Here is a 19,500-nt window from a genome sequence, read left to right as displayed (position 1 = left end):
AAGGGTGGATCAGCTGCGCGGGATTTCCTTCATCTCGAAGGCTTCGATGATGTCGCCCTCGCGGATGTCCTGGAAGTTGCGGAGCACCAGACCACACTCGAAGCCCTCGCGGACCTCGGACGCGTCGTCCTTCTCGCGCTTGAGCGACGCGAGGTCGAGGTTGTCGGCGACCACGGCGCTGTCCCGGAGGACCCGCACCTTGGCGTTGCGACGGATGACACCGCTGGTGACCATGCAGCCCGCGATGTTGCCGATCTTCGACGAGCGGAAGATCGCGCGGATCTCCGCCTGGCCGAGGGTCGACTCCTCGAACTCGGGCTTGAGCATGCCCTTGAGGGCCGCCTCGATCTCCTCGATGGCCTGGTAGATGACCGAGTAGTACCGGATCTCCACGCCTTCCTTCTCCGCCATCTCGGTCGCCTTGCCCTGGGGCCGGACGTTGAAGCCGATGATGATGGCGTCGGAGGCCGCGGCCAGGTCGACGTTGGTCTCGGTGATCGCACCGACACCGCGGTCGATGACGCGGATGCTGACCTCGTCGCCGACGTCGATCTGCGACAGGGCGTCCTCGAGCGCCTCGACCGAACCGGACACGTCGCCCTTGAGGATGAGGTTGAGCTCCTGGCTCGCACCCTTCTCCATGGAGGCCATGAAGTCCTCGAGCGTCCGGCGCACGCGACGCTTGGCCTGCATGGCCGCCCGCTCGCGCGACTCGCGCTTCTCGGCGATCTGACGCGCCATCCGGTCGTCCTCGACCACGATGAACGTCTGACCCGCACCCGGGACCGCGGTGAGACCGAGGACCATCGCGGGACGCGACGGGTCGGCCTCGGTGATGTTGTCACCGTGCTCGTCGAGCATCGCGCGCACGCGGCCGTAGCCGGCACCGGCGACGATCGAGTCACCCACGCGCAGCGTGCCGCGCTGGACCAGCACCGTGGCGACCGGACCGCGACCGCGGTCCAGGTGCGCCTCGACGACGAGACCCTGGGCGTCCTGGTGGGGGTTGGCCCGCAGGTCGAGCGACGCGTCGGCGGTCAGGATGACGGCCTCGAGCAGCTTGTCGAGGTTGAGCTCGGACTTCGCGGAGACGTCGACGAACATGCTGTCGCCGCCGTACTCCTCGGGGACCAGGCCGTACTCGGTCAGCTGGCCACGGACCTTGGTCGGGTCCGCCTCCGGCTTGTCGATCTTGTTGACCGCGACCACGATCGGGACACCGGCGGCCTTGGCGTGGTTGAGCGCCTCCACCGTCTGCGGCATGACACCGTCGTCGGCCGCGACCACGAGGATCGCGATGTCGGTCGCCTGCGCACCACGGGCACGCATGGCGGTGAACGCCTCGTGACCGGGGGTGTCGATGAAGGTGATGCGACGCTCGTCGCCGTCCACCTCGGCCGTGACCTGGTAGGCACCGATGTGCTGGGTGATGCCACCGGCCTCCTTGTCGACGACGTTCGCGTTGCGGAGCGCGTCGAGGAGCTTGGTCTTGCCGTGGTCGACGTGACCCATGACGGTGACGACCGGCGGCCGGATGGCCAGGTCGCCCTCGTCGCCCTCGTCCTCACCGAACTCGAGGTCGAAGGACTCGAGCAGCTCGCGGTCCTCGTCCTCCGGGGACACGACCTGGACGACGTAGTTGAGCTCCTCACCGAGCAGCTCGAACGTCTCGTCGTTGACCGACTCGGTCGCCGTCACCATCTCGCCGAGCGAGAACAGCATCTGCACGAGCGAGGACACGTCGACGCCGATGCGCTCGGCGAAGTCGGTCAGGGACGCTCCACGCGGCAGCTTGACGGTCTCGCCGTCGCCCTTGCGGACGCGCACGCCACCGATCGTCGGGGCCTGCATGGCCTCGAACTCCTGGCGACGGGCCCGCTTGGACTTGCGACCACGACGCGACGGGCCACCCGGGCGACCGAAGGCACCCTGGGTCTGGCCGCGCTGGCCGGGACGGCCACCGCCGGGACGGCCGCCGCCGCTGGGGCCGAAGCCGCCGGGACGACCCGGAGCGCCGGCACCGGCACCGGCCGGGGCACCGCGACCGGGCGCGCCACCACGACCCGGAGCGCCACCGCGGGCGCCCGGACCACCGGGACCACGACCGCCGCCGGGGCCACCGGGGCCACGACCGCCGGGGCCACCACCGAAGGCGGCCGGGGACTTGGGCATCATCGCCGGGTTGGGACGCGGCATGCCCGGGCGACCGGGAGCGCCACCGTCGCGAGCACCCGGGGGGCGCGGCGGACGGTTCTCGCCACCGGGGGCACCCGGAGCGGCCGGAGCCCCACCCGGGGCGGGGGCGGGCTTGCGGCCCATGCCCTGGCTGGACGCGAACGGGTTGTTGCCGGGACGCGGGGTGCCGGCGGGCTTGCCCACCGGGCGGGGGGCGGGAGCCTTCGGGCTCGCCGAGGCGGCGGGCGCCTCGGGATCGGCCGGGGGCTCGGTCGCGGCGGGTGCCTCGGCAGCGGGCGCCTCGGCGGCGGCGGCCTTCTTCGGGCCGGGGCGCGGGGCGGCCGGTGCCTCGGGGGCAGCGGTCGAGGCGGCCGGCTCGGCGACGGGCGCGGCCGGCTCGGCGGCCGGAGCCTCGGGCTCGGCTGCCTCGACGGGGGCGGGGGCCGCAGCGGCCTTCTTGGCGGGTGCCTTGGGGGCCGGCTTGGCGGGCGCCGGAGCGGCAGCCGCCGGGGCCTCGGCCTTCAGCTTGTCGCCGTACTCCTTGCGGAAACGCATCTCCGCAGGCAGCTCGACGGTGGAGCTCGCCGACTTGACGAACTCCCCCATCTCCTTGAACTTCTCGAGAACGAACTTGCTCTCGACGCCGAACTCCTTGGCGAGTTCGTGAACTCGGGTCTTAGCCACGCTTCTCCTTCTGGCCTGAGACCCGGGTCCAGTTCTGTGCTGGGGGGTGATTCAGACCGTTAGTGGTTGTGCATGCTCATCGGAAAGAACTCATCGAGTGCTCATGAGCTGCTGCTCCAGTTTCTGTCGGTCGATCAGGGTTGGTGTGCGTGCGAGGCGAGGTAGTCACCCACCGGTGCGCTGGAGAGCCCCGCCGTGACCCGAAGGGCACGGCCGAAAGCCTTCCGGCGTACCGCGAGCTCGAAACACTCGGCGGTGGGGTGCAGGTGCGCTCCCCGGCCGGGTCGGGTGGCTGTCGGATCGGGTACGGCGGCCGGGTGACCGTCTGCATCCGAGCCGGCGGTCACCCGCAACAACTCGCTCTTCGCGGCTCGTGCCCGACACCCGATGCACGTCCGGACGGGGCCCGGGCATGCAGAGGAGATGTGTTCACTCGCCACTGACGACAACCCTACCGCGCTGACCCCACCTATTTCGAACCGGGGCGCGCCGCCCTGCCGTCGTGGGGTGAGCGGCCAGCGCCGCGTCGTACGCCGTGGACAACGGTGTGCTGACGCTGTCCATTCCCCCGGAGCACGGTCTGTGGTGCGCGAGGCGCAGCCTCGCTTCGAGGACGACCCGGAGCAGCTCGAGTGCGGCGAGCTCTGCGTCGTCGAGGTGTTCGGCAAGGACCTCGGTCCGGAGCCGTCGGCGGAGGTCGGCGTCGGCATCAAGGCGTTCCGCGACCCCGCCCTCCGGCAGGACTTCGACGCGCCTCGGGTGCCGATCGACGTCGCCGACCCCCACACGTACGCCGTCGACTGGGACGCCGCCGAGGCGGTGCTCACGGTGGACGGCGAGGTGGTCCGCCGATGTCCCGGACCCCCGACGTACCCGATGCAGGTGATGGTCGCCGTCTTCGACTTCCCCGAGTGGTCGACCGGCGATGACGACCACCTCGTGCCGGCACTGACGGTGGAGTGGATTCGGGAGTAGGTTGCGGCGGTGCTCGCCACCGTGCTCGCCCCGATCAGCCGCCGGCTGGTCTACCCGCGCGGCGAGACGCGGATCCCGGTCGAGGACACGACGTACGACGTGACCGTGCGCGGGGCGCAGCTGCGGGGCTGGGTGCTCAACCCCGGCCGGGAGCACGCGCTCGTCTACTTCGGCGGGAACGGGGAGGCCCTGGGCTGGCTGCGTCCCGAGCTCGAGCGACGCTTCCCCGACCACACCAGCTATCTCGTCGCCTACCGCGGGTACGGCGCGAGCAGCGGGAAGCCGAGCCAGCGGGCGCTGACGGCTGACGCGTTCGCGCTCGTCGACCACGCCGCGCACCGGCACCCCGAGGCTCCCGTCGACGTCCTCGGCCGCAGCCTGGGCAGCGGCGTCGCGGTGCAGGTCGCCGCCCACCGGCCGATCGAGCGGCTGGTGCTGGTGACGCCGTTCGACAGCCTCGCGGCGACCGCCGGCGACCTCTTCCCGCGGCTGCCCGTGCGGCACCTCGTCAAGGACCGGTGGGACTCGGCCGCGATCGCGCCCGAGGTCACCGCCGACGTGCTGGTGCTGCGCGCGGGCCGAGACGCGCTGGTCCGCCCGGCGCGCACCGACGCCCTGCTCCGGGTGTTGCGACCGGACACCCACGTCGTCGACTTCCCGGACGCCGGCCACTCGGACCTGTCCGAGGACCCGGCGTACTGGAAGGCGATCGAGGACTTCCTACAGCCCTGATGCTCGAGCCACCTGATGGATTTCGACGCGCTCGCGCGACTTCGTCCCTCAGTCGCGTCGCTTGCTCAATCTGGCCGAGCCCACGCGCCGCCCTCGTCCCTCAGGCGTCGCTGCTCGTCTCAGCCTCGTCCGAGCGGATGTCGATCCGCCAGCCGGTGAGTCGCGCGGCGAGGCGGGCGTTCTGGCCCTCCTTGCCGATCGCCAGGGACAGCTGGAAGTCGGGCACCACGACACGCGCCGACTTCGCGTCGGCGTCGATCACCTCGACCGAGGTGACCCGGGCCGGGGAGAGCGCGTGGGCGACCATGTCGGCCGGGTCCTCGGACCAGTCGACGATGTCGATCTTCTCGCCGTGCAGCTCCGACATCACGTTGCGCACCCGCGAGCCCATCGGGCCGATGCAGGCGCCCTTCGCGTTGACACCCGATGCCGCGGACTTCACGGCGATCTTCGTGCGGTGACCGGCCTCGCGGGCGATCGCCGTGATCTCGACGGTGCCGTCGGCGATCTCGGGCACCTCGAGGGCGAAGAGCTTCTTGACCAGGTTGGGGTGCGAGCGCGACAGCGTCACCTGGGGCCCGCGCATGCCCTTGCGGACCGACACGACGAGGCACTTGATGCGCATGCCGTGGTCGTAGCGCTCCCCCGGAACCCGCTCGCCGACGGGCAGCAGCGCCTCGATCTTGCCGAGGTCGACCATCACGTCGTCGGGGTTGCGACCCTGCTGGATGATCCCCGAGATGATGTCGCCCTCCTTGCCGGCGAACTCACCGAACCGGATGTCGTCCTCGGCGTCGCGCAGTCGCTGGAGCATGATCTGCTTCGCGGTCGTCGCGGCGATCCGGCCGAACCCGTCGGGCGTGTCCTCGTACTCGCCGACCACGGTGCCGTCCTCGTCGACCTCGGAGGCCATCACGGTGACGTGACCGCTCTTGCGGTCGAGCTCGACGCGCGCGTTCTCCTGGGCGCCCGGGGTCTTGTGGTACGCCGTGAGAAGCGCCTGCTCGATCGCTTCCACCAGCACGTCGAACGAGATCTCCTTCTCCCGCTCGAGCATGCGCAGGATGCTCATGTCGATGTCCATCAGGCCCCCTCCTCTTCTTCGTTGTCCTCGTCCAGCGTGCGCCGGTTGAACTCCACCTGCACCAGGGCCTTCTTCACGTCGGCGTACGCGACGTCGCGGCGCTGGCCGCTGACGTCCAGCGCCACGGACTCGGCGGACGCCTCCAGGATCCGTCCGGTCACGGACTCGCCGTCGGTGAAGGTGACCTTCACCAGGCGGTCCGCGTTGCGGCGCCAGTGCCTCTCGAGGGTCAGCGGGCGGTCCACGCCGCGGGAGGTCACCTCGAGCGTGTAGGGCTGCTCGCCCATCACGTCGGAGTCGTCGAGCACCCGGTTGACCTCGCGCGTCGCGTCGGCGACCTCGTCGAGGGTCACCCCGCCGTCCTTGTCGACGGCGATCCGCAGGATCCGGCGCTTGCCGGCCGGCGTGATGTCGACGGCCTCGATGTCGAGGTCCAGGGCGCGCAAGGGGTCGCCGAGCTCTGCCTCGATCCGGGCCCGGGTGGCGTCCTGGTTGGCACTGCTCACGGTGGGGCGACCTCCTTGTGCTGTTGTCGATCGTCCACGATAGCGGCTCGATAGGGTCAATGCCGTGTCCGCCGATCCACAGCTCTCCCGTCGCGTCCTGCTGGCGGCCGGCCTGGCAGGTACGGCGCTCGTCTCGGCCTGCGGGGAGGCACGCTCACCCGCCCCGCGGAGCGCCGACGACCCGGACACGGCGCTGGTCGACGAGGTGGTGTCGAGGATCACGGCGACGGCCGCGCTCGCCGCGCGGGTCCCCGACCTGGTCGCGATGCACACCGCCCACCTGGACGCCCTCGACGCCGCGCCGCCGGTCGCCGGGAAGGCCCCGCGAGGCCGGCTGCTCCGATCGGAACGCCAGCTCCAGCACTTCCTCGTCGACGCCGCGGGCCGCGCCGAGAGCGGCCCCCTCGCACGTCTGCTCGCCTCCATGTCGGCGGCCGTCTCGCAGCAGGTGGCGGTCCTGTGAACGCCTCCTCGAACGACGTCGAGCCGCTCCAGACGACCCTCGCCGCGGAGCACGCCGCCCTCTACGTCCTCGCAACGCTCGGCGGCCGCGCGTCGCAGGACGAGGACCTGCGCGCGGCGATCGGCGAGGCGTACGCCGAGCACCGTCTGCGGCGCGACCAGCTGAGCACCGCGATCACCGACCTGGGTGCCGACCCGGTGGCCGCGGAGGCGGCGTACGACGTGCCAGGAGGTCTGGACCGGTCGGCGCGGGTCGCGCGGGTGGCCCGGGAGACCGAGGAGTCGTGCGCGACGACGTACGCCTGGCTGGTGGCGATGACGACCACCGAGATGCGCCAGTGGGCGATCAGGGCCCTCAATGAAACAGCGGTCCGCGTACTCACCCTCCGGGGAACTCCCGAGATGTTCCCCGGAGCGGGTGAGTACGCGGACCGCTGAGGCCTGGACTTGAGGCCCGCGAGCGAGATCCGCCGGGATGTGGGGGGACTGGCGGTTCTCCCTCTTGCAAAAGCATGCAACACAGCGGGGTCTGAGGGCGAGAGAGCGCCAACCTCACGTTTCTGCATTGCACAAAAGTGCAGCGATCCGCGGCGTCAGGACCACCCGTCGACGAGGCCCGGGATCTCGGCCAGCGAGTGCACGACGGCGTCCGGCGTGCCCTCGCTGTGGCCGACCTGCTCGGTCGGGATCACGCTGTGCGGGACGTGGATCGCGCGCAGACCGGCGTTCTGGGCGCCCCAGACGTCGTCGAACAACCGGTCCCCGACGTACACGCACCGGCTCGGGTCGGTGGCGCCGACCGCGTCCATGGCGGCGCGGAACGCGTGCGGCGACGGCTTCGTCCACGGGACCTCACTGGTGTAGACGTCTCCGTCGATGAGGTCGAGCACGCCGTCGCGGCGGAAGAAGCCCTCGTGCCACTCCCGCGGCCAGATCGTGTTGGAGAGCACCCCGACCTTGATGCCGCGGGCGCGCAGCGCCTCGAAGAGCGGGCAGACCTCCGGGTCGGTGAGGGTGTGCGGCTCCCAGAACTCGTAGTAGGCCGTCAGCAGCTCCGGGTCGTGCTCGAGCCCGGCCTCGGTGAAGAGGTCGGCCACGCTGGCGCTCTGCTGGTGATCGCGGGAGCGCCCCCAGACCGTCTGGTTGGCCTCGTGGAGGCGGCGTGAGAACTCGGTTCCTGAGGAGGCGAGGAACGAGCCGTCTCGAAGGGCGGCGTCCGCGCCGACGGCCGCCTGCGCGAGGGCGAGCGACTCGGCGTGGAAGTCGATGTCGTGCCAGCGGGTGAGCGTGCCGCCCCAGTCGAAGATGACGGCGTCGATGCCCCCGCTCACCGGCGGACGAGCCTCACCACGTGGTCGACGACGTGCTCGGCCGCGACCTGCTCGCTGGCACCGCTGGCGCGGTCCTTGACCTCGATCGTGCCGTCGGCGGCCAGACCCTTGCCGACCACCACGATGGTCGGGACGCCGATCAGCTCGGCGTCCTTGAACTTCACGCCGGGGCTGATCTTGCCGAGGCGGTCGTCGAAGAGGACGTCGACGCCCTGGCTGCCGAGCTCGTGGGCGATCCGCTCGGCGGCGGCGAGGACGTGCTCGTCCTTGCCCGCGGCGACCAGGTGTACGTCGGCGGGCGCGACCTCGCGCGGCCAGCACAGCCCGACCTCGTCGAGGGTGCCCTCCGCGATCGCGGCGACCGCGCGCGAGGCCCCGATGCCGTAGGAGCCCATGGTGACCGTGACGAGCTTGCCGTTCTCGTCCAGCACCTGGAGGCCCAGGGCGTCGGCGAACTTGCGACCCAGCGCGAAGATGTGGCCCATCTCGATGCCGCGGGCGGTGTGCAGGGTGCCGTCGCCGTTGGGGCAGGGGTCGCCCTCGCGCACCTCGGCCGCCTCGATGGTGCCGTCGGGCGTGAAGTCGCGGCCGGCCACCAGGTCGAGGACGTGGCTGCCGGGGGTGTCGGCGCCGGTGACCCAACGGGTGCCCTCGACGATGCGGGGGTCGACGAGGTAGCGGATGCCGGACTCGTTCTTCTCCCCCAGCACACCGGGACCGATGTAGCCCTTGGCGAGGCTCGGGTGCTTCTTGAACTCGGCCTCGTCGAACGCCTCGATCTCGGCGGGGTAGACCTGCGCGTCGAGGCGCTTGAGGTCGACCTCGCGGTCACCGGGGACGCCGATCGCGAGGGGCTCGCGGGTGCCGTCGGGGTGGTGGAGCACGACGATGACGTTCTTGAGCGTGTCCGCCGCCTCCCACGGCCGGTCGGCGCGGGCGAACGCCTCGTTGAGGTGGTCGACGAGGGTGTCGATGGTCGGGGTGTCGGGGGTCTGCTCCGCGTGGGCGGCGGGCGCGTCGTCGTACGGAACGGGGCTGGGCGTCGGCACCTCGACCGCCTCCACGTTGGCGGCGTAGTCGCAGGTCGAGCAGCGGACGTAGGTGTCCTCGCCGTTGTCGGCGCGGGCGAGGAACTCCTCGGACATCGAGCCACCCATGGCGCCCGACATCGCCGAGACGATGACGTACTCGAAGCCGAGCCGGTCGAAGATCCGGATGTAGGCGTCGCGGTGCTTCTGGTAGCTGGCCTCGAGCCCGGCGTCGTCGACGTCGAAGGAGTAGGAGTCCTTCATGATGAACTCGCGCCCGCGCAGGAGGCCGGCACGGGGGCGCGCCTCGTCGCGGTACTTCGTCTGGATCTGGTAGATCGAGAGCGGCAGGTCCTTGTACGACGAGTAGAGGTCCTTGACCGTGAGGGTGAACATCTCCTCGTGCGTGGGGCCGAGCAGGTAGTCGCCGCCCTTGCGGTCCTGGAGCCGGAAGATGTTGTCGCCGTACTCCGTCCACCGGTTGGTGGCCTCGTAGGGCTCGCGGGGCAGCAGTGCCGGGAAGCTGAGCTCCTGCGCGCCGATGCCGTCCATCTCCTCGCGGATGATGCCCTCGATCTTGCGCAGCACCTTCAGACCGAGCGGCAGCCAGGTGTAGATGCCGGGCGCCGCGCGGCGGATGTAGCCCCCGCGCACGAGCAGCCGGTGGCTCGGCACCTCGGCGTCCGCGGGGTCCTCTCGCAGGGTCCGTACGAACAGGCTCGACATCCGCATGATCATGCGGAGAGGTTACTTGTGGGGTCCGGGCTGCTGCGAACCAGTAACGCCCCTCTCGCCCCTGCTCGCATCCGATGACACACCACGCACCGTTTCCGACCCCATTCAGGTGTCTCCTGTGTCATCCGACGCGGATCAACCGCCGACCAGCACCGGGCGCGCCTCCACGACCCGCAGCTGCTGGGGGCTGCCCGGGATGGTCACGGTGCCGGCGACGTCGCGCCACGGCCCGCCGTCGACGCGGAACTGCGCGGCGTACGTCGTGTCCACGCTCGGGCTGACCCGTCCCTTGCGGGTGTAGTTGTGGGTGATGTCCAGGTCGGGATAGGCCGAGCCGGGCGACGTCGACTCCTTGCTCTCACCGTCGCCGAACCGCCACCCGAACGACGCCGGCCAGATCCGCAGCTCCACCTGTCGACCGAGCAGTGTCACCGTGCGGGTGAACTCTCCCTGCTCGGTGTAGAAGTTCGTGTCGAAGTTGACCAGGGTCCGGCCGTTCGGGGGCTGGATCACCAGGTCGGCCGCGGGGAGGGGCAGGCGGCGGAAGGCTCGAGCGACCAGCCCCGGAGTCACGACTGGGTTGCTTGCAGACTGAGCATCGATAGGGCAGTTGTTCCCACCGTCCAGAATCGTCCCCGTGCTTGTGAGGTAGGTAGTCACGACCATGGGTTGACCGTCATCGCACAGAGCGGGCTCAGTACAGGTCTGTGCGCCTCCGAGTGCGCACGCCGGATCCTGAAGCGTCTCGACGATTGACGTGCTGCCGCTCGACACAGGAGTTGTCATCCCAGCGGGACGGTCATCTGAGAGCGAAACGATGAATCCGGTCGGCCCGGGCGAGACGTGATCGTCACTACGGGCTTCCGCATAGGGCAGCGCTAACACGAGAAGAATCGCCACGATCCAAGTAGCGGGTGCTTTCTTCATTTCGTCGCCAACGATCGAACGACCCACCCGTCATCGGTGGGCTGGAGGTACAGACGAAGGTTCGCCGCACCTCCTTGGTACTGCTCGTCCCTGTCGCTCCCTGGCATGTCGACCACCTGCTTGGTGCTCTCAACCCGACAACTGACTACCGCCCAGTTCTCGCCGTCGCGATCGATGAATACGGTTTCGAGGTCAGAAACCTGTCCATGCCCGCCTCGGATCTGACCGCCGCCGGCGTAGGCGTTCTCAATGAACTCAACCCCCTTGTCGCATGCCGTGCACTTGACGCCGAGGCTTCGCAGGCTGGTGACGTCCCCGGTCCGCTGCGCAAAGTTGACGGTGTCCCAGTAGAACTCAACGAAGGTCTCGGCCGCAGAGGCGTCGGAGCCCAGCGCAGCGGCCGGCAAAGAAGGCGCAATTGGGCCTGACGCAGCCGTGGACGTCGGCGAAGCAGGTGACGTCGACTCGGTCGGCCCGAACTTGGGCTCGGGGTCGTCGTCGGTGCACCCGCCGACGGCGAGTGCCGACAGGAGGACGGCGGCGGTGAGGACCGCCCGAGTACGGCTCACGACGCCGATCATTCCCCGACCGGCGGCGGGGCGAAACTGTCAGGCGGGCGCCTGTGGAGAACCCGCCCGGTCAGCCGCGGGCGGCGCGGAGGGCGGCTCGGATCATGGGGAGCTGCATCGGGACCCGCGCCCAGGAGCCGACCTTGAGGCCGGTGTTCTTGGTGTTCGTCGCGTCGAGCGCCATCTTGATGTTGGCCGGCCAGACGCCGAGGAGCAGCGCGACGCTCCCCCACCCGGCCGCGCGACGCGTCGCCGGCGCCGCGAGCCCCGCGGCGAGGACGAGCTCGGCGACGCCGCTGCCGAGGATCACCTCGCGGTGGGCCGGGACCCAGCCGGGCATGATCGGCTCGTAGAACTCCGGCTTCACCAGGTGGATGGTGCCGCTGGCCGCGAAGCCGAGGGCCAGGAGCTTGACGCTGCGAGGAAGGGGCATGCCCCTAGAACATCACAGTCGCAAAGCGCGCCGTCTCGTAGAAGCCCACCCGCTCGTAGACGCGCCGGGCCGAGGTGTTCCAGTCGTTGACGTAGAGCGACACGACCGGGGCGATCTCGCGGCGCACCAGCTGCACCACGGCGGCCATGCCTGCGGTGGCGAGGCCGAGGCCGCGCCGGTCGGCGGGCACGAAGACACCCTGGATCTGGGCGGCGTACGGCGTCGCGCAGGCGACCTCCGCCTTGAAGACCAGCCGGCCCGTGTCGTCGAAGCGGGCGAACGACCACCCACGGTTGACCAGCTGGGTGACGCGGGCGCGGTAGAGATCAGCGCCGCCGCCGTACTCCGGCGAGACCCCGACCTCCTCCGTGTACATCGCCACGCAGGCCGGGTAGAGCTCGTGCATGTCCTCGCGGGTCGTGCGGCGGACGAGCGGGTCGGGTGCGACCAGCGGCCCCGCGGCGAGCTCGAGGTGCGGCTGGTCCCAACGGGCCTCGCGGGGCTGGCCCCAGGCGGAGGCGACGCCGTTCCAGAAGGTGCGTACGGCGTCCTGCGGGCCGACGATCGTCGAGACGGTCCGACCACGGGCCAGGGCCCGCTCGGCGAACGCGGCCGCGTCGTCGACGCTCGCGCCGATCGGGACCAGGTTGGCGCCGACGTGGCAGGCAGCGGCGAGCTCGCCGGCCTCGAACCGGCCCCACATCTCGCCACCGAGCCAGCGGGGCTCCAGGTTGGTCGTCGTCGCCCGGTAGTCGGCGAAGACGTTCACGACCGGGTCCCGGCGCGCGAGCGCCAGGAAGGCGTCCAGGTCCGCGGCCCCGAGGGGGCGGACTCCGTGGCGGGTCGTGAGCACGTCTGGAGCCTAGATCACGGAGATCAGACCGAGTCGATGATCGCCGTGCGTCGCGCCTCGTACTCCTCCGCGGTGATCAGCTCCTGCTCCCGGAGGTGCCGGAGCTCCTGGAGCCGCGCGGCGGCCGTGCCGGTCGCGGGCGCCGACGGCGTCGCGGGCTCCGCGGGCGGCGTCCGCAGGTTGGAGGCGAGGTACGTCGCCTCGAGCCCGTCGTCACTGAGCAGGGCCATCGTGGCCGCGTCGCCCTCGTCCATGCCCGAGTCGCGCGCCATCCGCTGGGCCGTGCTGACGCGCCAGATCGTGGTGGCGACCCCGGCGACGAGCACGAGGACGAACAGAACGACGAACCAACCAGGGATCCCCGGGTCGGCCGAGCCGTCGTCGAAGGCAGGACCCCAGGGGTCCTCGAGTGCGATCAGGAGCCCGAGCATGCCCGGAGCGTACGCCGTACGGCGGGCCCAGGATCAGGAAACGGTGACCTGCGCGCCGGCGCCGTCGACCGACTCCATGCCCTCGGCGATCCGCATGGCCTCCTCGATCAGCGTCTCGACGATCTGCGACTCGGGGACGGTCTTGATGACCTCGCCCTTGACGAAGATCTGGCCCTTGCCGTTGCCGGACGCGACACCGAGGTCGGCCTCGCGGGCCTCCCCCGGGCCGTTGACGACGCAGCCCATGACGGCGACCCGCAGCGGGACCTCCATGCCCTCGAGGCCGGCGGTCACCTGCTCGGCCAGCGTGTAGACGTCGACCTGGGCGCGGCCGCAGGACGGGCAGGACACGATCTCGAGCTTGCGCGGGCGCAGGTTCAGCGACTGCAGGATCTGGATGCCGACCTTGACCTCCTCGACCGGCGGGGCCGAGAGGGAGACGCGGATGGTGTCGCCGATGCCCTGCGAGAGCAGCGCGCCGAACGCGGTGGCCGACTTGATGGTGCCCTGGAACGCCGGGCCCGCCTCGGTCACGCCGAGGTGCAGCGGCCAGTCGCCGGCCTCGGCGAGCAGCTCGTAGGCACGCACCATCACGACCGGGTCGTTGTGCTTGACCGAGATCTTGAAGTCGTGGAAGTCGTGCTCCTCGAAGAGGCTCGCCTCCCACACCGCCGACTCGACGAGGGCCTCCGGGGTGGCCTTGCCGTACTTCTCGAGCAGCCGCGGGTCGAGGCTGCCGGCGTTCACGCCGATCCGGATCGACGTGCCGCGGTCCTTCGCGGCGCGCGCGATCTCCTTGACCTGGTCGTCGAACTTGCGGATGTTGCCGGGGTTCACGCGGACGGCGGCGCAGCCGGCGTCGATCGCGGCGAAGACGTACTTCGGCTGGAAGTGGATGTCGGCGATCACCGGGATCTGCGAGTGCTTCGCGATCTCCGGCAGCGCGTCCGCGTCGTCCTGGCTGGGGCAGGCCACGCGCACGATGTCGCAGCCGGTGGCGGTCAGCTCGGCGATCTGCTGGAGCGTGGTGTTGACGTCGGACGTCAGCGTCGTCGTCATCGACTGCACGGAGACCGGCGACTCGCTGCCGACGCCGACCTTGCCGACCTTGATCTGACGGGTCGTACGGCGGGGCGCGAGCACCGGCGGAGGTGCTTCGGGCATGCCCAGGCTGATCGCGGTCATGGCATCGATCCTAGGTCGTGGCTACGAAGGGAGCTTCACGGGGACGACGAGGTCGCCGACGATCAGCACGCTGCCCATGACCAGCAGGCAGCCGGCCACGACGTACGCGATCGGGAGCAGCTTCGCCACGTCGACGTAGCCCGGGTCGGGACGGCCGCGCAGGCGGGCCCAGGCCCGGCGCAGCGCCTCCCAGAGGGCGCCGGCGATGTGACCGCCGTCGAGGGGCAGCAGCGGGATGAAGTTGAACATCCCGATGAAGAAGTTGAAGCCGGCGACCAGCATCAGCAGGAAGACCGCCTTCTCCTTCACGGGGAACTCCTCGTGGGAGACGGTCTCGCCGGCGATCCGGCCGCCGCCGACGATGCTGACCGGGCCGTCGGGGTCGCGCGGGTGCACGCCGACGATCGCCTCGGCGACGCCCCAGACCTTCTGCGGCAGCGTGCCGAGGGCGACCACGGTGTCCTTGGTCATCCCGCCCATCTGCTCGAGCGTGTAGAGCGGGCCACCGGTGACGAAGCCGGTGAAGGTCGGGCTGACGCCGAGGAAGCCGACCTGGGTCAGCTTGTCGTCGGTGAGCGAGGTCGGTCGGGCGGTCACGGTCGTGTTCGTGGTGAGCGTCAGCTGCTTGCCGTCGCGCTCCACGACGATCGTGGCGGTGCCGTCGTCGTTGGCGCGGATGACGTCCTGCATCGCCTCCCACGACGTGAACGGCACGCCGTTGAAGGAGACGATCGTGTCGCCCTTCTCGATGCCGGCGGCCTTCGCCGGCGCGACCGGGTCGGTGGGCTTGCAGGCGCGGTCGACCTCGGCGGCCGGCAGCACGCAGTCGACGACCTCGCTGATCTCGGCACTGTAGGGCTTGGCCTCGCCGGGGTTGCCGTACGTCGCGAAGACGCCGGCGAAGATGAAGAAGGCGATCAGGATGTTCACCGTGGGGCCGCCGGCCATCACGATGACCTTCTTCCACCAGGTCATCTTGTAGAAGAGCCGGTCGGAGTCCTCGGGCTTGATGGTCTCCCACTCGGCCGCGCGGGCGTCCGAGATGAGCTGGGTGAACATGCCGGTGTTGGACTTGCGCACCCGCACGACCTGCTGACCCTCGGCGTCGACCGTGACCTCGTCAGCCAGGTCCTCGGCGCCCGGCGGGAGCATCCCGACGATCTTGACGTAGCCGCCGAGCGGCACCGCCTTGACGCCGTACTCCGTCTCGCCGACCTGCTTGCTCCACACGGTGGGGCCGAAGCCGATGAAGTACTGCGTGACCTTCCCGCCGAACTTCTTGGCGGGGATCATGTGGCCGAGCTCGTGGAGACCGATCGACGTCAGGATGGCGACCACGAAGATCACCACGCCCAACAGGTAGAACAGGCCGGTCATCGGTTCCCTTCGATCACTCCGTCAATCAGGTGGCGTGCCGTGCGGCGCGCCCAGGCGTCGGCAGCGAGGACGTCCTCGACGGTCATCGACTCCCCCTCAAAGGGTACGTCGTGCGTGCTGAGAACAGCCTGAACCGTGGGCACGATCTCCGTGAACGCGAGTCGGCCGTCGCGGAAGGCCTCGACGCACACCTCGTTGGCGGCGTTGTAGACCGCAGGGGCGGTGCCGCCGCGCTCCCCCGCCGTCCGCGCGAGCGCGACGGCCGGGAAGGCCTCGTCGTCGAGCGGGAAGAACTCCCAGGTCTCGGGTCGCGTCCAGTCGACCGGCGGTGCGGTGTCGGGCACCCGCTCAGGCCAGGCGAGGCCGAGGGCGATCGGGATCAGCATGGTCGGCGGGCTCGCCTGCACCAGCGTCGAGCCGTCGACGAACTCGACCATCGAGTGCACGACGCTGGTCGGGTGCACCACGACCTCGATCCGGTCGAAGGGGATGCCGAAGAGCAGGTGGGCCTCGATCACCTCGAGCCCCTTGTTGACCAGGGTCGCCGAGTTGATCGTGATCACCGGGCCCATGTCCCAGGTCGGGTGGTTCATCGCCTGCGCCGGCGTGACCTCGGCGAGCTGCTCGCGGGTCCGACCCCGGAACGGCCCGCCGCTCGCGGTCAGCACCAGCCGTCGTACCTCCTCGGGGCTGCCGCCCCGCAGGCACTGCGCGAGCGCGCTGTGCTCGGAGTCGACCGGCACGATCTGCCCCGGCTCGGCGCGGTCGAGCACCAGCGGGCCGCCCATGATCAGGGACTCCTTGTTGGCGAGCGCGAGCGTGCTGCCGGCGTCGAGCGCGGCGAGCGTGGGCCGCAGCCCGACGGCGCCGGTGATGCCGTTGAGCACGACGTCGCAGTCCTGACCGGCCGCCTCGACGGAGGCGTCCTGGCCCAGGCCGGAGTACGCCGGGGAGAACTCCGCGACCTGCTGCTCGAACAGCTCCGGGTTGCCGCCGCCGGCCGTCAGCCCGACCACCCGGAAGCGGTCCGGGTTGGCCCGGACGATCTCGAGCGCCTGGGTGCCGATGGAGCCGGTGCTGCCGAGGATGACGATGTCTCTGCGGGGGCCACTCACGACCCCATCCTGGCGCACTACTCTCGTCTCATGAGCATCGCGCAGGAACGCCGTCTGGTCACCGCCATCCCCGGGCCCGGCTCGCAGGAGCGCCTGGATCGCAAGAAGGCCCACGTCGCCGACGGCGTCGGCACGACGCTTCCCGTGTTCATCGTGGAGGCGGGCGGCGGCGTGCTCGTCGACGTCGACGGCAACCACCTCATCGACCTCGGCTCCGGCATCGCCGTCGTCTCCGTCGGCAACGCGGCGCCCGCGGTCGTGCGCAACGTCCAGGAGCAGGTCGCGGCCTTCACCCACACCTGTTTCATGGTCACGCCGTACGACGGCTACGTCGACGTCTGCGCCGCCCTGGCCGAGCTCACCCCGGGCGACCACGCCAAGAAGTCGGCGCTCTTCAACTCCGGCGCCGAGGCCGTCGAGAACGCGGTGAAGATCGCGCGCGTCGCGACCGGGAAGGACGCGGTAGCGGTCTTCGACCACGCCTACCACGGCCGGACCAACCTGACGATGGCGATGACCGCGAAGAACATGCCGTACAAGAACGGCTTCGGCCCGTTCGCCGGCGAGGTCTACCGCGCGCCGATGTCCTACCCGCTGCGCGACGGGCTGACCGGCGAGCAGGCCGCCGCCCGCGCGATCGACGTGATCGAGAAGCAGGTCGGCGCCGCCAACCTCGCGTGCATCGTCATCGAGCCGATCCAGGGCGAGGGCGGCTTCATCGTGCCGGCACCGGGCTTCCTGCCGGCCCTCGCCGAGTGGGCCCAGGCCAACGGCGTCGTCTTCATCGCCGACGAGATCCAGACCGGCTTCTGCCGCACCGGCGACTGGTTCGCCAGCGACGACGAGGGCGTCGTGCCCGACCTGGTGACCACCGCCAAGGGCATCGCCGGCGGCCTCCCCCTCGCCGGCGTCACCGGCCGGGCCGACCTGATGGACAGCGTCCACGTCGGCGGCCTCGGCGGCACGTACGGCGGCAACCCGGTCGCCTGCGCCGCCGCCCTCGGCGCGATCGAGGAGATGCGCGACGGGTCGCTCGACACCCGGGCCCGCGAGATCGGCTCGATCATGGCGACCCGTCTCGGCGAGCTCGCCGCGGTCCACGACGTCATCGCCGACATCCGCGGCCGCGGCGCGATGATGGCGATCGAGCTCTGCAAGCCGGGCACCACCGAGCCCGACGCCGCCCGTACCGCCTCTGTGGCGGCCTACTGCCACCAGCAGGGCGTCGTCGTGCTGACCTGCGGCACCTGGGGCAACGTCTTCCGCTTCCTGCCGCCGCTCTCGATCAGCGACGCGCTGCTCGAGGAGGCGTTCGACGTCGTCGCGGAGGCATTCACCGCGACGGCGTGACCGTCGCGCTCCTGAGGTCGGCGAACGACGTGTGCACGATCGCGGGAAGCTCCTCGGTCGCGCCGCCGCGTGCCCACCCCTCGAAGGACACCCGGAAGACGGCGATCCCGGTCTGAGCCACCAGGCAGGCCAGCCGCTCCTCGACGCCTCGCGCCATGAGCGCGGTCATCAGCGCGTCCGCCCAGGAGGTCATCTTGCCGAGCTCCCGCTCGCGGAGCTCCGGGTGCGCGTCGATGACGGCCTGCCGACGCGTCACGATCGGGCGGCGCCCGTCGAGCAGCTCGGCGGCCTGCTCGAGGGCCGCGGCCACCAGGTCGTACGGCGACGCCTCGGCCGCCCCACCGGCGACCGAGTCGGTCAGCATCTCCTCGAGCACCATGCCGCTGCCGAAGAGCACCTCCCGCTTGTCGGTGAAGTGCCGGAAGAAGGTCCGCTCGCTCAGACCGGCGCGCTCGGCGATGGCGGCGACCGTCGTCTGGTCGTAGCCGCGCTCGGCGTACAGCTCGAGCGCCGCGACCTCCAGGCGGCCACGCGCGTTCGGCTCCCAGCGACCCATGCCGCGATCCTACGTGATGACAGTCTCTGACATCACCGTGCTAGCGTGATGACAGATCCTGACATCACTCTCCTGGAGGTACTCCCATGCGTGTCTTCGTCACCGGCGCGTCCGGCTTCATCGGCTCGGCGGTCGTCCCCGAGCTCCTCTCCCACGGCCACCAGGTCGTCGGCCTGGCCCGCTCCGACGAGGCGGCCGCGACCGTCGCCGGGCTCGGCGCCGAGGTCGTCCGCGGCTCGGTCGACGACCTCGACGTGCTGCGCGCGGGTGCGACCGACGCCGACGCCGTCGTCCACCTCGCCTTCCGCCACGACATCGCGTTCGCCGGCGACTTCGAGGGCGCAGCGACATCCGACCGGGCGGCCATCGAGGCGTTCGGCGAGACGCTGGCCGGCACCGGCAAGGCGCTGTCGATCGCGTCGGGCACCGCCATGCTCGCGCCCGGGCGCGTGGCCACCGAGGAGGACCAGGCCGTGTCCGCCGGTCACATCTCGGCCCGGGCTGCCAACGCCGCCCTCACCGTCGCGCTCGCCGACCGCGGCGTCCGCTCCTCGGTCGTCCGCCTGACGCCGACCGTGCACGACGCGGGTGACGGCGGGTTCATGCCCGCCGTGGTCGCCACCGCGCGGACCACGGGCGTCTCGGCGTACGTCGGCGACGGCAGCCAGCGCTGGCCGGCCGTGCACCGCACGGACGCCGCCCGGCTCTTCCGGCTCGCGATCGAGGACGCACCGGCCGGCTCGGTGCTGCACGCGGTCGGTGAGGAGGGTGTGACGATCAGGGAGGTCGCCGAGCTCATCGGCGAGCACCTCGACCTGCCGGTGCGGTCCATCGCGGCCGAGCAGGCGCCCGAGCACTTCGGCTTCCTCGGCGCGCTCCTGTCCACCGACATGCCGGCCTCGAGCGCCGCCACCCAGCAGCTGCTCGGGTGGGAGCCGACGGGCATCGGGCTGCTCGAGGACATGGCGGCGCACTACGTTGACTGACTCTTG

Annotated in this window: 21 protein-coding genes; 6 read left to right on the top strand and 15 right to left on the bottom strand. The window is 70.9% G+C overall.

Annotated elements, in window-relative coordinates; translation table 11 throughout:
• Positions 1–9: 9 nt before the first annotated feature.
• Together infB and ACFPYL_RS10195 are read right to left on the bottom strand one after the other, a co-directional pair.
• Positions 10–2,859 (bottom strand): translation initiation factor IF-2, encoded by a 2,850-nt coding sequence (gene infB / locus ACFPYL_RS10200; RefSeq protein WP_379153505.1) that lies wholly within the window; start codon positions 2,857–2,859, stop codon positions 10–12.
• Between the two features lie 134 nt (positions 2,860–2,993).
• A complete protein-coding gene (locus ACFPYL_RS10195) occupies positions 2,994–3,299 on the bottom strand; it encodes a YlxR family protein (RefSeq protein ID WP_379153503.1) in 306 nt (101 codons plus the stop codon).
• Between the two features lie 145 nt (positions 3,300–3,444).
• On the opposite strand from ACFPYL_RS10195, the gene ACFPYL_RS10190 reads away from it, so the two are divergent.
• Both ACFPYL_RS10190 and ACFPYL_RS10185 read left to right on the top strand, forming a co-directional pair.
• Entirely contained in the window at positions 3,445–3,834 is a 390-nt protein-coding gene (locus ACFPYL_RS10190; protein ID WP_379153501.1) for a glycoside hydrolase family 16 protein, read from the top strand.
• Between the two features lie 9 nt (positions 3,835–3,843).
• Positions 3,844–4,566, top strand: a complete 723-nt coding sequence (locus ACFPYL_RS10185) for an alpha/beta hydrolase (RefSeq protein ID WP_379153499.1) — start codon at positions 3,844–3,846, stop codon at positions 4,564–4,566.
• 100 nt (positions 4,567–4,666) lie between these two features.
• Here ACFPYL_RS10185 and nusA read toward each other — a convergent pair whose 3' ends face one another.
• Together nusA and rimP are read right to left on the bottom strand one after the other, a co-directional pair.
• Positions 4,667–5,650: a transcription termination factor NusA gene (gene nusA, locus ACFPYL_RS10180; protein WP_379153497.1), complete on the bottom strand. Its 984-nt coding sequence runs from the start codon at positions 5,648–5,650 to the stop codon at positions 4,667–4,669.
• Positions 5,650–6,156, bottom strand: a complete 507-nt coding sequence (gene rimP, locus ACFPYL_RS10175; protein WP_379153495.1) for a ribosome maturation factor RimP — start codon at positions 6,154–6,156, stop codon at positions 5,650–5,652. Before rimP ends, nusA begins: the two co-directional genes overlap by 1 nt.
• A 64-nt stretch (positions 6,157–6,220) precedes the next feature.
• Here rimP and ACFPYL_RS10170 point away from each other — a divergent pair, with 64 nt between their 5' ends.
• The gene (locus ACFPYL_RS10170) at positions 6,221–6,619 is read left to right on the top strand and encodes a hypothetical protein (RefSeq protein ID WP_379153493.1); all 399 of its coding nucleotides are present in this window, start codon (positions 6,221–6,223) and stop codon (positions 6,617–6,619) included.
• Positions 6,616–7,056 (top strand): ferritin-like domain-containing protein, encoded by a 441-nt coding sequence (locus tag ACFPYL_RS10165; RefSeq protein WP_379153491.1) that lies wholly within the window; start codon positions 6,616–6,618, stop codon positions 7,054–7,056. The genes ACFPYL_RS10170 and ACFPYL_RS10165 overlap by 4 nt, the downstream gene beginning before the upstream one ends.
• 155 nt (positions 7,057–7,211) lie before the next feature.
• Here the strand turns inward: ACFPYL_RS10165 and ACFPYL_RS10160 are convergent, their stop codons facing one another.
• The 10 genes from ACFPYL_RS10160 to dxr all read right to left on the bottom strand — a co-directional run bounded on the left by ACFPYL_RS10160 (position 7,212) and on the right by dxr (position 16,602).
• Positions 7,212–7,949 carry an HAD family hydrolase gene (locus ACFPYL_RS10160; RefSeq protein WP_379153489.1) on the bottom strand — a complete coding sequence of 246 codons (738 nt, stop codon included), beginning with the start codon at positions 7,947–7,949 and terminating at the stop codon, positions 7,212–7,214.
• Positions 7,946–9,715, bottom strand: coding sequence for a proline--tRNA ligase (locus tag ACFPYL_RS10155; RefSeq protein ID WP_379153487.1), 1,770 nt, complete (start codon positions 9,713–9,715; stop codon positions 7,946–7,948). Before ACFPYL_RS10155 ends, ACFPYL_RS10160 begins: the two co-directional genes overlap by 4 nt.
• 132 nt (positions 9,716–9,847) lie before the next feature.
• Positions 9,848–10,285, bottom strand: a complete 438-nt coding sequence (locus tag ACFPYL_RS10150) for a hypothetical protein (protein WP_379153485.1) — start codon at positions 10,283–10,285, stop codon at positions 9,848–9,850.
• 350 nt (positions 10,286–10,635) lie between these two features.
• Positions 10,636–11,208 carry a DUF6318 family protein gene (locus ACFPYL_RS10145; RefSeq protein ID WP_379153483.1) on the bottom strand — a complete coding sequence of 191 codons (573 nt, stop codon included), beginning with the start codon at positions 11,206–11,208 and terminating at the stop codon, positions 10,636–10,638.
• Between the two features lie 70 nt (positions 11,209–11,278).
• Positions 11,279–11,641 (bottom strand): DoxX family protein, encoded by a 363-nt coding sequence (locus ACFPYL_RS10140; protein ID WP_379153481.1) that lies wholly within the window; start codon positions 11,639–11,641, stop codon positions 11,279–11,281.
• A gap of 4 nt (positions 11,642–11,645) precedes the next feature.
• On the bottom strand, positions 11,646–12,494 hold the full coding sequence (locus ACFPYL_RS10135; RefSeq protein ID WP_379153479.1) for a GNAT family N-acetyltransferase: 849 nt from the start codon (positions 12,492–12,494) through the stop codon (positions 11,646–11,648).
• 23 nt (positions 12,495–12,517) lie between these two features.
• The gene (locus ACFPYL_RS10130) at positions 12,518–12,925 is read right to left on the bottom strand and encodes an SHOCT domain-containing protein (protein WP_379153477.1); all 408 of its coding nucleotides are present in this window, start codon (positions 12,923–12,925) and stop codon (positions 12,518–12,520) included.
• 33 nt (positions 12,926–12,958) lie between these two features.
• Positions 12,959–14,110: a flavodoxin-dependent (E)-4-hydroxy-3-methylbut-2-enyl-diphosphate synthase gene (ispG, locus tag ACFPYL_RS10125; protein ID WP_379153475.1), complete on the bottom strand. Its 1,152-nt coding sequence runs from the start codon at positions 14,108–14,110 to the stop codon at positions 12,959–12,961.
• 21 nt (positions 14,111–14,131) lie between these two features.
• Positions 14,132–15,487: a M50 family metallopeptidase gene (locus ACFPYL_RS10120; protein WP_379153473.1), complete on the bottom strand. Its 1,356-nt coding sequence runs from the start codon at positions 15,485–15,487 to the stop codon at positions 14,132–14,134.
• Positions 15,484–16,602, bottom strand: a complete 1,119-nt coding sequence (gene dxr / locus ACFPYL_RS10115; RefSeq protein WP_379153471.1) for a 1-deoxy-D-xylulose-5-phosphate reductoisomerase — start codon at positions 16,600–16,602, stop codon at positions 15,484–15,486. Before dxr ends, ACFPYL_RS10120 begins: the two co-directional genes overlap by 4 nt.
• Positions 16,603–16,632: 30 nt before the next feature.
• Between dxr and gabT the strand changes: the two genes are divergently transcribed.
• Positions 16,633–17,952 (top strand): 4-aminobutyrate--2-oxoglutarate transaminase, encoded by a 1,320-nt coding sequence (gene gabT, locus ACFPYL_RS10110; RefSeq protein WP_379153469.1) that lies wholly within the window; start codon positions 16,633–16,635, stop codon positions 17,950–17,952.
• Here gabT and ACFPYL_RS10105 read toward each other — a convergent pair.
• Complete coding sequence (locus ACFPYL_RS10105) at positions 17,936–18,508, bottom strand: TetR/AcrR family transcriptional regulator (protein WP_379153467.1); 573 nt, start codon at positions 18,506–18,508, stop codon at positions 17,936–17,938. The genes gabT and ACFPYL_RS10105 overlap by 17 nt on opposite strands.
• 86 nt (positions 18,509–18,594) lie before the next feature.
• Here ACFPYL_RS10105 and ACFPYL_RS10100 point away from each other — a divergent pair, with 86 nt between their 5' ends.
• Complete coding sequence (locus ACFPYL_RS10100; RefSeq protein ID WP_379153465.1) at positions 18,595–19,494, top strand: SDR family oxidoreductase; 900 nt, start codon at positions 18,595–18,597, stop codon at positions 19,492–19,494.
• Positions 19,495–19,500 lie beyond the last annotated feature (6 nt).

It is taken from the genome of Nocardioides hankookensis, assembly GCF_042658885.1.
Taxonomy (GTDB): Bacteria; Actinomycetota; Actinomycetes; order Propionibacteriales; family Nocardioidaceae; genus Nocardioides; species Nocardioides hankookensis.
Note: the sequence above shows the minus strand (reverse complement) of the source record. Positions and strands in the feature narration are given on the sequence as shown.